The sequence below is a fragment of the Oceanicola sp. D3 genome, assembly GCF_006351965.1.
Classification (GTDB): Bacteria; Pseudomonadota; Alphaproteobacteria; order Rhodobacterales; family Rhodobacteraceae; genus Vannielia.
Map to the genome: position 1 here is coordinate 1,737,061 of NZ_CP040932.1, position 14,099 is coordinate 1,751,159.

General features: G+C 60.6%; 11 protein-coding genes and 1 riboswitch. Of the genes, 4 read left to right on the forward strand and 7 right to left on the reverse strand.

Features of this window, described 5'->3' with window-relative positions; genetic code table 11:
• Nucleotides 1-374 precede the first annotated feature (374 nt).
• A complete protein-coding gene (locus FHY55_RS08810) occupies nt 375-4,046 on the forward strand; it encodes a vitamin B12-dependent ribonucleotide reductase (protein WP_140013834.1) in 3,672 nt (1,223 codons plus the stop codon).
• Nucleotides 4,047-4,062: 16 nt separating this feature from the next.
• Complete coding sequence (locus FHY55_RS08815) at nt 4,063-4,344, forward strand: hypothetical protein (protein WP_140013835.1); 282 nt, start codon at nt 4,063-4,065, stop codon at nt 4,342-4,344.
• A 412-nt stretch (nt 4,345-4,756) separates the two neighbouring features.
• On the opposite strand, the gene FHY55_RS08820 is transcribed toward FHY55_RS08815, so the two are convergent.
• The 3 genes from FHY55_RS08820 to FHY55_RS08830 form a co-directional block, all read right to left on the reverse strand.
• Nucleotides 4,757-5,662, reverse strand: coding sequence for a hypothetical protein (locus FHY55_RS08820; protein WP_210410548.1), 906 nt, complete (start codon nt 5,660-5,662; stop codon nt 4,757-4,759).
• Nucleotides 5,628-6,524: an ion channel gene (locus FHY55_RS08825; RefSeq protein WP_140013837.1), complete on the reverse strand. Its 897-nt coding sequence runs from the start codon at nt 6,522-6,524 to the stop codon at nt 5,628-5,630. The genes FHY55_RS08820 and FHY55_RS08825 overlap by 35 nt, the downstream gene beginning before the upstream one ends.
• 340 nt (nt 6,525-6,864) lie before the next feature.
• Entirely contained in the window at nt 6,865-7,719 is an 855-nt protein-coding gene (locus tag FHY55_RS08830; protein WP_140013838.1) for an alpha/beta hydrolase, read from the reverse strand.
• A gap of 153 nt (nt 7,720-7,872) precedes the next feature.
• Nucleotides 7,873-8,003: riboswitch (FMN riboswitch) on the forward strand.
• A 71-nt stretch (nt 8,004-8,074) separates the two neighbouring features.
• Between FHY55_RS08830 and FHY55_RS08835 the strand changes: the two genes are divergently transcribed.
• Nucleotides 8,075-8,545, forward strand: coding sequence for a 6,7-dimethyl-8-ribityllumazine synthase (locus FHY55_RS08835; protein ID WP_140013839.1), 471 nt, complete (start codon nt 8,075-8,077; stop codon nt 8,543-8,545).
• 43 nt (nt 8,546-8,588) lie between these two features.
• On the opposite strand, the gene FHY55_RS08840 is transcribed toward FHY55_RS08835, so the two are convergent.
• The 4 genes from FHY55_RS08840 to FHY55_RS08855 form a co-directional block, all read right to left on the reverse strand.
• On the reverse strand, nt 8,589-9,542 hold the full coding sequence (locus FHY55_RS08840; RefSeq protein ID WP_210410549.1) for a sugar-binding transcriptional regulator: 954 nt from the start codon (nt 9,540-9,542) through the stop codon (nt 8,589-8,591).
• 61 nt (nt 9,543-9,603) lie between these two features.
• Nucleotides 9,604-11,067, reverse strand: a complete 1,464-nt coding sequence (locus tag FHY55_RS08845) for an FGGY family carbohydrate kinase (RefSeq protein ID WP_140013841.1) — start codon at nt 11,065-11,067, stop codon at nt 9,604-9,606.
• A gap of 4 nt (nt 11,068-11,071) precedes the next feature.
• On the reverse strand, nt 11,072-12,031 hold the full coding sequence (locus FHY55_RS08850; protein ID WP_140013842.1) for a transketolase family protein: 960 nt from the start codon (nt 12,029-12,031) through the stop codon (nt 11,072-11,074).
• The gene (locus FHY55_RS08855; protein WP_140013843.1) at nt 12,028-12,849 is read right to left on the reverse strand and encodes a transketolase; all 822 of its coding nucleotides are present in this window, start codon (nt 12,847-12,849) and stop codon (nt 12,028-12,030) included. The genes FHY55_RS08850 and FHY55_RS08855 overlap by 4 nt, the downstream gene beginning before the upstream one ends.
• A gap of 203 nt (nt 12,850-13,052) precedes the next feature.
• On the opposite strand from FHY55_RS08855, the gene FHY55_RS08860 reads away from it, so the two are divergent.
• The gene (locus FHY55_RS08860) at nt 13,053-14,027 is read left to right on the forward strand and encodes an ABC transporter permease (RefSeq protein ID WP_140013844.1); all 975 of its coding nucleotides are present in this window, start codon (nt 13,053-13,055) and stop codon (nt 14,025-14,027) included.
• Nucleotides 14,028-14,099 lie beyond the last annotated feature (72 nt).

Consider the following 14,099-nt stretch of genomic DNA (forward strand, 5'->3'; position numbering starts at 1 on the left):
TGTGGGGGCCGACTGAGACGCCACAAGATGTTGGGGTGACAGCGAAACGGCAGGGGGCATACCCGGGGCAACCCGGGCACCGGGGACACCAAGGGCGTAGCAAGCGCCTGCCGGCCTTCTGTCACTCGTTGCACGCAACGCGGCCACCCGGGAACCGGGGGCAGGCGAGCGCGGTCGCAAGAGGGACGGTCAAAAGACCCAAACAGCCGAGAGGTAGGCCGCGCACAGCCTGCCACGTTCGAACACCTGTGTTCGGCGGCGAGCCTCCTGCGTCCCTCGGACGGGAAAACAAGCGCGGCCCATGCCGCGCCGGGACGCAACCAGAAGGTGCCGCCAGCAAAAAAAGGCGCCGATCGAAAAAGAGGCATGTGACCATGAAGATTGAACGCACGTTCACCACGGCCAAAGGCGCGGCGTATGGCGGGCTGGAGTTTACCACCACCACGTCGGAAATCCGCAACCCGGACGGCTCGGTTGTCTTCAAGCTCGACAATCTGGAAGTGCCCAAGGCCTGGAGCCAGGTCGCCTCTGACGTGATTGCCCAAAAGTACTTCCGCAAAGCTGGCGTTCCGGCCCGGCTGAAGGCGGTGAAGGAAAAGGGCGTTCCGGAATTTCTGTGGCGCAAGGTTGCCGACGAGAAGGCGCTGGCCGAGCTGCCTGAAGATGAGCGCTATGGCGGCGAGACCTCGGCCAAGCAGGTGTTTGACCGGCTTGCCGGTGCTTGGGCCTACTGGGGCTGGAAGGGCGGCTACTTTACCACCGAAGCCGACGCCAAGGCCTATTACGACGAGATGCGCCACATGCTGGCCACCCAGCGCGCCGCGCCCAACAGCCCGCAGTGGTTTAACACCGGCCTGCACTGGGCCTATGGCATCGACGGCCCGGCGCAGGGCCACCACTATGTGGACTACAAGACTGGCAAGCTGACCAAGTCGAAGTCTTCCTACGAGCACCCGCAGCCCCACGCCTGCTTCATCCAGTCCGTCTCCGACGATCTGGTGAATGACGGCGGCATCATGGACCTCTGGGTGCGTGAAGCCCGCCTCTTCAAGTACGGCTCGGGCACCGGCACGAACTTTTCCTCCCTGCGTGCCGAGGGCGAGGGCCTTTCGGGTGGTGGCAAGTCTTCGGGCCTGATGGGCTTTTTGAAGATTGGTGACCGGGCTGCGGGCGCAATCAAATCGGGCGGCACCACGCGCCGCGCCGCGAAGATGGTGATCGTGGACGCCGATCACCCCGATATTCAGGAATACGTGAACTGGAAGGTGAAGGAGGAGCAGAAGGTTGCTTCGCTCGTCGCCGGCTCCAAGATGCACGAAGAGAAGCTGAACGCGATCTTCTCTGCCATCAAGGCCTTCGACGGCTCTGAAGAGGGCGCCTATGACCCCAACGCCAACGACACGCTCAAGGGCGCGGTGAAAGACGCCAAGAAGGCGCGCATTCCCGAGACCTACATCAAGCGCGTGCTCGACTATGCGCGGCAGGGCTACACCAGCATCGAATTCCCGACCTATGACACCGATTGGGACTCCGAAGCCTACGCAACCGTCTCTGGCCAGAACTCCAACAACTCGGTGCGTGTCACCGACGCCTTCCTCAAGGCTGTCAAAGACGACCTGCCGTGGGAACTGGTGAACCGCACCGATGGCAAGGTTTCCAAAACCATCAGCGCTCGCGAGCTCTGGGAAGACATCGGCCATGCCGCATGGGCCTGCGCTGACCCGGGCATCCAGTACCACGACACCGTGAACGCTTGGCACACCTGCCCCGAGGATGGGCCGATCCGGGGCTCGAACCCCTGCTCGGAATACATGTTCCTCGACGACACGGCCTGTAACCTCGCCTCGATGAACCTGCTGACCTTCCTCAAGGACGGCAAGTTTCAGGCCGAGGACTACATCCATGCCACGCGTCTCTGGACGATCACGCTGGAAATCTCGGTGATGATGGCGCAGTTCCCCTCCAAGGAAATCGCGCAGCGCTCCTACGACTTCCGCACGCTGGGCCTTGGCTATGCCAACATCGGCGGGCTGCTGATGAACATGGGTTACGGCTACGACAGCCGCGAGGGCCGGGCCCTTGGCGGCGCGCTGACCGCGCTGCTGACTGGCGTGTCCTATGCCACCTCCGCCGAGATGGCCGGTGAGCTGGGCGCCTTCCCGGGCTACAAGAAAAATGCCGAGCACATGCTCCGCGTCATCCGTAACCACCGCCGCGCGGCCCATAGCGAAACCGACGGCTACGAGCAGATGAACGTGAACCCCGTTGCACTGGATCACGCAGGCTGCCCCGACGCCGGACTGGTGGCGCTGGCCAAACAAGCTTGGGACGAGGCGCTGGAACTGGGCGAGAAGCACGGCTACCGCAACGCGCAGGTCTCGGTCATCGCGCCGACCGGCACTATCGGCCTTGTGATGGATTGCGACACCACCGGCATCGAGCCCGACTTCGCGCTGGTGAAGTTCAAGAAGCTGGCCGGTGGCGGCTACTTCAAGATCATCAACCGCTCTGTCCCCGGCGCGCTGAAGAAGCTGGGCTACGGCGACGCCGAAATTGGCGAGATCATCGCCTACGCGGTGGGCCACGGCAGCCTTGGCAATGCGCCGGGCATCAACCACACCGCGCTGGTGGGCCACGGCTTTGGGCAGGCGGAGATCGACAAGGTGGAAGCCGCGCTGGCCTCGGCCTTCGACATTCGCTTCGTCTTCAACCAGTGGACGCTGGGCGAGGCGTTTTGCACCGAGGTGCTGGGCATCCCGGCTGAAAAGCTGAACGATCCGGGCTTTGACCTGCTCTCCTCGCTGGGCTTCACCCGCGCACAGATCGAAGCTGCGAACGACCATGTTTGCGGGACGATGACGCTGGAGGGTGCGCCGCACCTGAAGGAAGAGCATCTGAACATCTTCGATTGCGCCAACCCCTGCGGCAAGAAGGGCAAGCGGTTCCTCTCGGTGAACTCGCACATCGACATGATGGCCGCCGCTCAGAGCTTTATCTCAGGCGCGATTTCGAAAACCATTAACATGCCGAACGACGCCACCATCGAAGATTGCCAGGCCGCCTATGAGCGCAGCTGGCAGATGGGGATCAAGGCGAACGCGCTTTACCGTGACGGCTCCAAGCTGAGCCAGCCGCTGGCCGCCGCGCTGGTGGAAGACGACGAGGACGCACAGGAGACCCTGGAGAGCGGGGCACCGGCCGAAAAGGCGCAGGTGCTGGCCGAGAAGATCATCGAGAAGGTGATCATCAAGGAAGTGGTGAAGGCCGAGCGCGAGAAGCTGCCGCACCGCCGCAAGGGCTATACCCAGAAGGCCGTGGTGGGCGGGCACAAGGTGTATCTGCGCACCGGTGAGTATGAAGATGGCAAGCTCGGCGAGCTGTTCATCGACATGCACAAGGAAGGCGCGGGTTTCCGGGCGATGATGAACAACTTCGCCATCGCGGTGTCGGTTGGCCTTCAGTATGGCGTGCCGCTGGAGGAGTTCGTGGACGCCTTCACCTTCACCAAGTTCGAGCCCGCCGGGATGGTGCAGGGGAACGACAGCATCAAGAATGCGACCTCGATCCTCGACTACATCTTCCGCGAGCTGGCGGTGAGCTACCTCGACCGGACGGATCTGGCGCATGTGAAGCCGGAAGGCGCGGCGTTTGACGATCTGGGCCGGGGCGAGGAAGAGGGGGTTTCTAACGTCTCTTCGGTGAGCGACAGCGCGGCGTCCAAGTCTTTGGAAGTGCTCAAGCAAATCTCCTCCTCGGGCTACTTGCGCAAGCGGCTGCCGAGCGACCTGGTGGTGCTGCAAGGCGGACTGGGCGGCGAGGTTTCCGGGGCGGTGGCGCTGGATGCCGGAGTGGATCCGGTGGTGGCGCTGGAAACCCTGGTGCCGGAGGCTTCTGTGAGCGTTTCCAACGGGATGGACGCGCGGGCGAAGGCGAAGATGCAGGGCTACGAGGGCGAGGCTTGTGGGGAGTGTGGGAACTACACGCTGGTGCGGAACGGCACCTGCATGAAGTGCAACACCTGCGGCGGGACGAGCGGCTGTAGCTGAGAGAAGGTTAACGACGATGGCGAAGGAACGCATCTCCGGCATCGTCGAAACCCCCTCGGGGCGGGAATTTGAAGCCGAATGCGAGCTTGAACCCTGCTGCAAGGGCGGACGCGAAATTTCCAAGGGCGCGGTGATCGTGCCCAAGGACCACCTGGAGGAATTCGCAATGAATCCCAACGGGTTCCACTTCAAGGCCGAGACCGGCGAAGCGTTTGAAGAACGTGCCGGGCTCTACGCCAAAGCGGGTGGAGAGTGCATCTGGGAAGGGCGGATCAGCCTGGCTCGGGTGGAAGGTTAAGTTTCCGGGGCGGGTGCGCTCGCCCCTGGCGCAGTTCAGGCCGCAGGCAAATAAACCGGGCGGTATCAACGATGAGCCTGAACGGCGAAACTGGGGGGCCTCGGCCCCCCTTTTTCTTTTGTATTTCAAGACGGTAAGGCGGCGCGGCGGGTGTTTTGCAAAAATGCCTGTACGGAGGGTAGAGCAGGGCCGTTAACTGACAGAATGTCACAGGCACAAGTGATGCACAGTCCATGCACATCCTATGCATATGCATATTTGCAGGATGGGAGGGGTTAATGGGTGGAACGCGGGCCATAGTTGCCGTTCCGGCAGAAGACGGAAAAGGTCCAGTATGGAACCGGCGCAGACATGCTCGTTTCACGAATACGACGCGATCGATGCGCTTCTAAGGTGCGCTACACTCGGACTTTCAGTGACTTTGTCGGTTCGATAGGAAATCTGACACACTCTTGGACCATCTCTGAAGGTGCGGAGGTCGCGGCTTGTAAGGATCAGTGCTACAAATCGTAGCCCAAAGCTCTCCAAGCTCATGGCCTCTCTCTAATTCGTCCATGAAGACTGGGCCGACTGCTCGAATAAGTTGCCCCTCAAGCGCACGAACCTCAAAGTAGCAGTTTGAGAGATCAAACTTACTTCCGCTTGAACCGCAAAAGCAAGTCCAATAGTCCGCAAGTTTACGCGCAGTGCTGGCTATTTCAGCAATTATTGAGACGTCCATATTTGTCAATCGCGCACGATAGGCATGTTTGAGTGCACGAAGGCGCAGGAGTGAATTCCGATCTGATTGAGTAAGCCCAATGGTTCCGCACATCCACACGACTAAGCTTTCAAAGTCAAATTCTGGCTCCGCAACAGTTGCTTTATGAAGAATGCATGCGTTCCGAATGGAAACATAGAGAATATCAGCTTGGAAGAGCTTTCCCCAATAGCTCTGCTCAATCTCCAGAGCCGAACGGATCGGATCAATAGCTGCTGCCAATTTGCTGGTGTAGTCGCGGCTCGGTCTGTAGGCTCCTAATGTTTCCTGAAGAAAGCCTTGGTCATCTCTTACAAGCACCCCTTCCTGTTTCACATGCTGGACAAACAATGAGTGAGCACGTGCCATTTCACTAAACTCGGTCTGGGAGTATCGCGATACATTCCAACCACTGGACCTGTATTTCGCAACAGCGATATCTACGTCGTGTGAACTTCCAATCGCGAGCAAGTCCTTGTCGCTCAATTGGTCGTTCTGGCCCCGTGCCGTTGAGCCAATTTCGCAGATTGATATCATTTTATCCTCAGCTCGTGATTTTTCTGAAAGCCATCGATACAAGTAGAGCGAACGTCAAGAAACCAGAGATCGCTTCACAAGCAATCACAAGTCTCCCTAAGCCGGTGCTAGGCGTGATGTCGCCAAAACCAAGTGACGTCACTACGATGGTGGAGAAGTAGAACGATTCTGTAATGCTCGTAATAGTTTGACCACTAAGTTCAAGGCCAAGTTCCGTGCGGAAGTAGTAGTTCAAGACCGTTATAGCGAAAAGCATCAAAGACGAGGTCAGGGCGAGATTGCTCAACCGTGTGCCAGAACCCGTTGTAATCTCAAAAATCCACGCAGGAAAAATAGTAGCTCGCCTATAAATTCTCATCCAAAGTCCTGTATTTGATTTCGTAATTTCATCTTGCCTCAAGTATCTTTGCCACTTCATGAACTGGTACTGAGAATAACTTGAAAAATCCGGCTGAGCTTGTTGTCTGCTATTGTGGAGTAGTTCGTGGTACAGTCCAACGCCGATATTCGCGTGCTCTTTTGGGTTCAGGCATTTAGAAAATGATCTAGGGTCAACGAAAGTGCTTCTAATTTCGGTTCTGTAAAAATTACAAAGTTCAAATTGGCAGTTATTGAATCGACAGTTTGAAATTACAGATCCGGTGAAGAGGCAGTTTGAGAATTTACAATCGGTGAACTCAATTTGCGAGATTAAAGTTTTGGCAAATGATACATTGTGAAAATTCTTATTCCGCAATCGCCACTTTTTAGGCGGCTCGATGCTTTCAAGTTTGTTTGGGCGGTAGAGTAGATCCCTGATGTCCTCGGTTTCGTCGCGTTCTACCGCTTTCCAAAAATCCTTGGATTGATTGATTTCGTCATAGGGTTCCTTTAACGTGAAGAAGTCATCCGACGATTTTCTCATGTCAAACTACACCGTTATCCATAGAGGCAAAAAGAGAATGATCTTTTAACATTGTGGAAATCACCTAAAGAGGGTCTTGATCTGGCCTTTACTTATTTAGAGCATCTCACACAAGCGCCCGCAACTTTGATTGTTCAGCGGGCGCACAGCTGAACTTGTTGTGGCGTCATTGTCCCTGAGGCAGCATCACCAATGTCAGGTGCGGTTTCAAGGGCTCCAGTTATCACTGTCTTCTCGCACCTTCCGTTCGTCCCTGCTGCTGCGAAAGCCCATACCCCCGCCCCCGCCTCGGCCCTGAGGCGAGGCTGGGGCGTTTGGTGTTTACGAGGTTCCGGAACGCTCAGTCGGCGAAGCGGGTGTGCAGGAAGTCGATGACCTGCGGGACCATCGGGGCGAAGAGTTCTCCGCCGTGGCTGGCGCCTTCGACGCGGGTCAGGCTGGCCTCGGCGCCGCGGTCCTTGAGCGTGTCATAGAGGCGGTCGCTTTGCAGGGGGGAGACGATGATGTCTTGCGTGCCATGCATCAGGAGCATCGGGGGCAGTTGCACATCCTCCGGCAGTTGGGAGATCACCGCGACGGGGCTGGCGGCATCGGCCAGATCGGGGCTGTCGGCCACGGGCGCGCCGATCAGCTGGGCCTCGGGCGTGGGGCCGTCGCCCATGTCCCGGTCTGGCACATCATCTTTGGCGCGGTCGGCGGCGATGTCTGTCAGGTTTGACGGCGCATACCAGGACACGACGCCTTGCAGGTTTATGTCCGCCTCTTGGGCGGCGATGATCCCGGCCCAGAGCGCCAGATGCGCGCCGGAGCTTTGGCCCCACACCGCGATTTCACCAGCGTCATAGCCGTAGTCCGCCCCGTGGTCTGACAGGAAGCGCAGGGCCTCTGCCACGTCGTCCTTTTGCGCGGGCCAGATGGCGTTGGTTGAATAGGTGTAGTTCATCGAGGCGACGGCGATTCCGGCCTCCATCAGCGCATCGGCGCGATCCAGCACGTTGATCTGGCTCTTGTCGTTGCGGAACCAGCGCCCGCCGTGGATGAAGAGCACCACGGGCGGGTTTTCGACGCCGTCGGGGAGGTAGAGATCCAGCTGGTTGCGGTCTCCCTCGCCATAGGCAACGTCGCGCAGCACTTCGGCATGGGCCGCGCTGGCAACGAGGCTGGTGGCGAGGGTGAGGAGGAGGGCGGTTTTCATAGAGGTGGCCTTTCGTCAGTTGGCGCGATGGCTGCGCGTCTCGGGGGTAACTCAACGCACCGGGGGGGGCGGTTCCGTCGCGATGGGTGAATGGGTGGCGCGGTGGGGAGAGGCGGTTTTGATTGACATCACGGGGAACGATCCGTAGCAAAACGCCATTCTCAGGGCGGGGTGAAATTCCCCACCGGCGGTGATAGCCCGCGAGCGCCATCCTTCGGGGTGGGTCAGCAGATCCGGTGAAATTCCGGGGCCGACGGTCATAGTCCGGATGGGAGAGAATGGGGTGAACGTGCCGTGTTGGTGCGGGTGCCTCTCTACGCTCTGGGATTCTGTCATGTGGAAAGGATCTGGAGCTATGACAAAATCCCCCCAATTTGCCTTCATCAAGGCGCGCTGGCATGCCGATATCGTGGATCAGGCCTTGGTTGGCTTCGAGCAGCGGCTTGCGGAGCTGGGCCTTGATGCAGCGGTTGATACCTATGATGTGCCGGGCGCGTTCGAGATGCCCTTGCTGGCGCAGAAGCTGGCCGAGAGCGGGCGCTACGCTGCCATTGCCGCGGCGGCGCTGGTGGTGGATGGCGGTATCTATCGCCATGAGTTTGTGGCGCAGGCGGTGGTTTCGGGTTTGATGGAGGCCGGGTTGAAGACGGGTGTGCCGGTTCTCTCGGTATCGCTCACGCCGCACCACTTTCAGCCCTCGGATGACCATCACGGGTTTTTCCACGCGCATTTCGTGAAGAAGGGGCGGGAGGCTGCGGATGCCGCGGTGCAGGTGACCGCGCTGCATGAGGCCCTGCAGCCGGGCAGCGCAGCCGCTGCGGCCTGACCGGGAGGCGCGCCGCACGAGAATGTGCGGCGCCCTTCGCGGGTTACTCCACCGCCGCGTGCTGATCGCCCGATGTAACGAGGCGTTCAGCCGTGAACTTGTCGGTTATCAGCAAGTCGATGATGCCGGTGTTGAGTGCGCCGCGAATGGCCTCTGTCTTGGACTGGCCGCCGGCCAGGGCGATGACACGGTCGACCTTGGCGAGCTCTTCGAGGGTGAGGCCGATCACCCGGTCGTCGAGGGGTGTTTTGACGAAAGCGCCCTCGGCGTCGAAGAAGCGCAGGCTCATGTCACCCACGCCGCCGGCCTCTGCCACATCGGCCAATTCCCGGGATGTGAACACGTTGCCGCTGCGGGCCAGCATGCCCGAGGGTTCCACCGCGCCGATCCCGACGATGGCGAGGGTGATGCGGGCGAAGAGGTCCATCGTTTCGCGCACGTAGGGATCGCCCAGCAGCACGAGTTTTGCCTCCCGCGACTGTGCCACGCCCGGCGCGCTCAGCACATGCGCTTCGGCTCCGGTGAGCTTGGCCAGCCGGGTTGTCAGCTGGTTGGCATGCATCTGCACGGTCGGGTTACCCATGCCGCCGAGCGTTTGCACGACGTAGCGGGCTTTGCCGGACTTCATCGGGTGGATGTTTTCGACCATGCGAAGGATGGTTTCGGACCAGCTCGACACGCCGATGATCTCGTCGGTTTGCAGGGTCGCTTCCACGAAATGCGCCGCCGCCTCGCCAATGCGCGCCATGATGGCGGCGTCACGGTCTTCGGTGCATTCGACGACGATTGCTTCGGCCAGGTTGAACTGCTGCCTCAGCCCGGTTTCGAGCTCTGCGTAGGTGCCGGAGGGCGAGACGACCGTGGTGCGGACGATCTCTTCTTCCTGCGCTTTCTTCAGCATCCGCGAGACGGTGGCTTGCGATATCCGCAGATGCTTGGCGATCGCGGCCTGTCTTTGGCCCTCGACGTGATACATCTGGGCGACGCGGGCGATCATGCGGAGTTCGTGGAGACGGGCCAATGTGCCAACCAAATCCCTAGGTATGAATATTTATTCATTACACGTCGCAAAGCACACGTGCAACGGCCTTTCGCCAGCGTTCCAAGTCGCCGTGGCGGGGCTCCTCAGCCATTTGGGGCGCGATCTTGGTGCCGCGTTTGACCAGCCCGGCCAGCGTGTCGAGATCGGGCCAGACCCCGGTGGCCAGACCGGCGAGATATGCCGCGCCGATGGCTGAGGCCTCGGAGTTCTTGTTGGGGGTCACCGCATGGTTGATGTAGTCGGCCACCAGCTGCATCAGGAACGGATTGCCGCTGGGGCCGCCATCGACGGAGAGCCGGCCAATGCCGCCGGCCGCGTGAGACATGATGGCGTAGATATCCTGCACCTGAAACGCCATGCTTTCGACGGCGGCGCGGGCGATATGGGCCGGACCGGCCCCGAAGGAGAGGCCGCAGATCAGCCCGCGTGCCTCGGAATCCCAGTAGGGTGAGCCAAGGCCGACATGCGCCGGTATCAACGACACCTCGCCCGATGTGTCGACGGTTTGTGCGAGGTCGAGCAGTGCTTCGACGCCGTCCAGACCGAGCAGCGTGGCCGTCCAGGGCAGGATGGAGGCGCTGACGAGGATGTTGCCTTCGAAGGCATAGGTGGACTGGCCATTCAGGGACCAGGCGATGGTTGTGGTGATGCCCTTCGGCGGTTCTATGAAATCCGGTATCGTCGTCATGACGGAAGACCCGGTGCCGAAGGTGATCTTGCCGTCGCCGTGGCCAAAGGCACCGTGCCCGAATAGCGCCGCATGGGAATCTCCGATGGCAGAGGCGATTGGAATGCCGTCCGGCATGACGCCCGTGCCCCGCGTTTGGCCGAAGACATGCGCGGAATCCTTCACCTCGGGCAGCATGGCGGGATCAATCTTGAACAAGGCGCAGAGCTGATCGTCCCAGCGGCTTTCAGACAGATTGAAGAGCTGGGTGCGCGCCGCATTGGATCGGTCGGTGGCGTGGACCGCGCCGCCTGAGAACTTCCAGATCAGCCAGCTGTCGACGGTGCCGATGCAGATCTCGCTGGAGGCCGCGCCGTGGTTCTCGATCAGCCAGGCGGCTTTGGGGGCCGGGAACAGCGGATCAATCGGCAGGCCGGTCCGTGCGATGACGTCAGCCTCATGCCCGGCCTGCTTGAGCGCTTCGCAGGCGGCGGAGGTGCGGCGGCATTGCCACGTGACCACCGGGCCGAGTGGCGCGCCCGTCTCGCGATCCCAGATCAGGATGGATTCTCGCTGGTTGGAAATGCCGAGAGCCGCGATTTCGACCTCTGGCCTGCTTGCGAGGCAGGCGGTGATGGCCTTTTGCGTGGCGGCCCAGATTTCGTTTGCGTCCTGTTGTACCCATCCGGACCGGGGGTGCTCGGTTGGCACTGGCGCAGAGCCGCTGGCGAGGATTTCGCCAGCTTCGGAGACCAGCACGGCTTTGGAATTTGTCGTGCCTTCGTCGATTGCCAGAACAACCCTCTGCGCCATTGCCTTATCCTTTTCTCTTCAACAGCTCCGCCGCGCTGTCGGCAATCGCCTCGGGCGCCATGCCGAAATCGTCGAGGAGCGTATTGGCCGACCCGGTATGGGCGAAGACCCCGGGCACGCCGAGCCGTGCCATCGGCACCGGGTGGTGGTCAACAACAACCTCGGCCACGGCGCTGCCGAGCCCGCCGAAGGTGGTGTGCTCTTCGCAGGTGAGGAGGGCGCCGGTATCTTGCGCAGCTTGGATGATGGCGTTTTCGTCGATGGGGCGCACGCAGGCCATGTTGAGCACGCGGGCCGAGATGCCCCGGCCTTCAAGGATGGCGGCGGCGGTGACTGCGCGGTGGCTGAGCACGCCATTGGCGATGATCGTCACATCGGAGCCGTCGCGCAATGTGTTGGCCTTGCCCAATTCAAAGACGTGATCTTCTGGCAGCAGGTCGGGCACGCCGACGCGGCTGAGCCGAAGGAAGCACCCGCCCTCATACGCCGCTGCCCAGCGGATCACGGCGGCGGTTTCGGCGCGGTCGGCGGGCGCGATGACCGGCACGTTGGGCAGGGCGCGCACCCAGGCGAAATCCTCGATGGAATGGTGGGTTGGGCCAAGATCGCCATAGGCCATGCCCGAGGAGATGCCGACCAGCTTCACGTTGGTTTCGGAATAGGCGACATCGGCCTTGATCTGTTCCAGCGCGCGCCCCGTCAGGAAGGGTGCGGCGGCGCAGACAAAGGGGATTTTGCCGCCATTGGCCAGCCCGGCGCCGACGCCGACCATGTTTTGCTCGGCAATGCCGACATTGATCAGCCGTTCCGGGAACTTGTCTCGAAAGTCGCCCAGCTTGGACGAGCCGACCGAGTCGTTGACCACCGCGACGATGTCGGTGTTGTCGGCGGCGATCTCCTCAAGCACGCCGACGAAGGTGTTGCGGCAATCGTGGAGTTTTGCTGTGTCGAAAGGCATGTTCATTGTGCGGCCTCCTCAAGCTCGGCCATGGCCTGTTTGTATTGATCTTCGGAGGGCACCTTGTGGTGCCATGCGACGTTGTCGGACATGAAGGAAATGCCTTGGCCCTTGTTGGTGTGGGCGACGATGCATTTTGGCTTTCCGGCAGTGATCGTCTCGGGGGAGAGGGCGCGGCAGATTTGCTCCATGTCGTGACCGTCGATCTCTTCAACGGCCCAGCCGAAGGCTTCCAACTTGGGCGCGATGGGCGCGATGTTGTTGGTGTCGGCCAGCCGCGCGCCCTGTTGCAGGCGGTTGTGGTCGATGATCAGGGTCAGGTTGTCGAGCTTGAACTGCGCGGCGGCCATGATCGCCTCCCAGTTGGAGCCTTCCTGCATCTCGCCGTCGCCGGTGATGACGAAGGTGCGCCAGCTTGCGCCGTCGAGTTGCGCGGCCTTGGCCATGCCGACGCCAACCGGCAGCCCGTGACCGAGCGGGCCTGTGTTGGTTTCGACCCCCGGCACCTTGACCCGGTTGGGGTGGCCGTTCAGCCGTGAGCGGTGCTGAAGGAAGGTTGAGATCTCTTCCTTCGGGATGAAGCCCTTTTCGGAGAGGGTGATATAGAGCGCGAGGGCCGTGTGCCCCTTGCTGAGCACCAGACGGTCGCGCGCGGGATCCTGCGGCGCGTCCGGGTTTACGTTCATGGTGTGGAAGTAGAGCGCCGTCAGCAGATCAGTCACCGACATTTCACCGCCGATATGACCGGCGCCGGCTTCGAAGACGGCCTGCAGGTCGCGGCGGCGGATACGATTCGCCATTGCGGCAAGGTCAAACGGGGTCATTTTCTCACCTTTGCATAAATATTCCATATCCAGTAAACATACAAATGCAGATTTCGTCAAGTGGACCAAAAACGCGAATGGCAATAGTACGTTGGCGGAAGCTGCGCGAGAATCGATCAGCTATGCTTGACAGCCCCGGGCTTGCTGGCATAGCATTTTACATCAAGCATGAATATTTATGCTATGTGAGGAGAAAACAGGCGATGTCCCAGGCGACCGCACCCCAGAAACCAAAACTGTCCGAAATGCTGTCGCTCAGCGGAACGACCGGCCCGCTGATCGGGCTTTTGCTGCTCTGTGCCTTCCTCGGCGTTGCGACCGATTCCTTCCTGTCGTTTCGCAACTTCCTGAACATTGCCGACCAGATCACCGTTCTGGGAATCATGGCGGTGGGGATGACCTTCGTGATCCTGATCGGCGGTATCGACCTTTCGGTGGGCTCGATCCTCGCACTGGCGATGATGGTGCTGGGCTATCTCAATGTGGAGGCAGGGGTGCCCATGACCTTTGCCATACTGGGGGCGCTGGCCGCTGCTGCCGTGGCGGGGGCCATTTCGGGGCTGCTGATTACCGAATTCAAGGTGCCTGCCTTCATTGCCACCTTGGCGATGATGTCGATCGCGCGGGGCGTGGCGAACATGATCACCAATGGCTCCCAGATCATCGGGTTTCCGGCGTGGTTCAACATGAGTGCGATCATCCGCTACGGCGGGTTCCTGACCCTTACGGTTGCGGTGATGCTCATTGTGTTTTCAGCGGCGTTCTTCTTTCAGCGTTATCGGGAGGGTGGGCGCAAGCTTTATGCCATTGGCGGCAACCCGGAGGTGGCGCGGTTGGCTGGTATCAACGTCAAGCGGATGACGGTGCTTGTTTACACCGCATCGGCGCTGCTGTCGGGCCTTGCCGGGGTGCTGCTTGCTGCGCGGCTCGACTCTGTGCAGCCAAGCTCGGGCGTGGCCTACGAGCTTGATGCCATCGCCGCTGTGGTGATTGGCGGCACCAGCCTTTCGGGAGGATCGGGGGGTGTCATCGGCACCATTATCGGCGTGCTGATCATCGGCGTTCTGCGCAACGGGCTGAACCTGCTGAGCGTTTCGCCGTTCTTGCAGGCTGTCATCATCGGGCTGGTCATCGTGCTGGCTGTCGCCGCCGAGACCTTCAAACAACGCGGAAAGTGAGAGTTCCGGGGCGCGGCTTTTGTCCGCGCCTCGCCCAAAAAGGCCCGGAGGCTACCGGGACTACAACGGGGA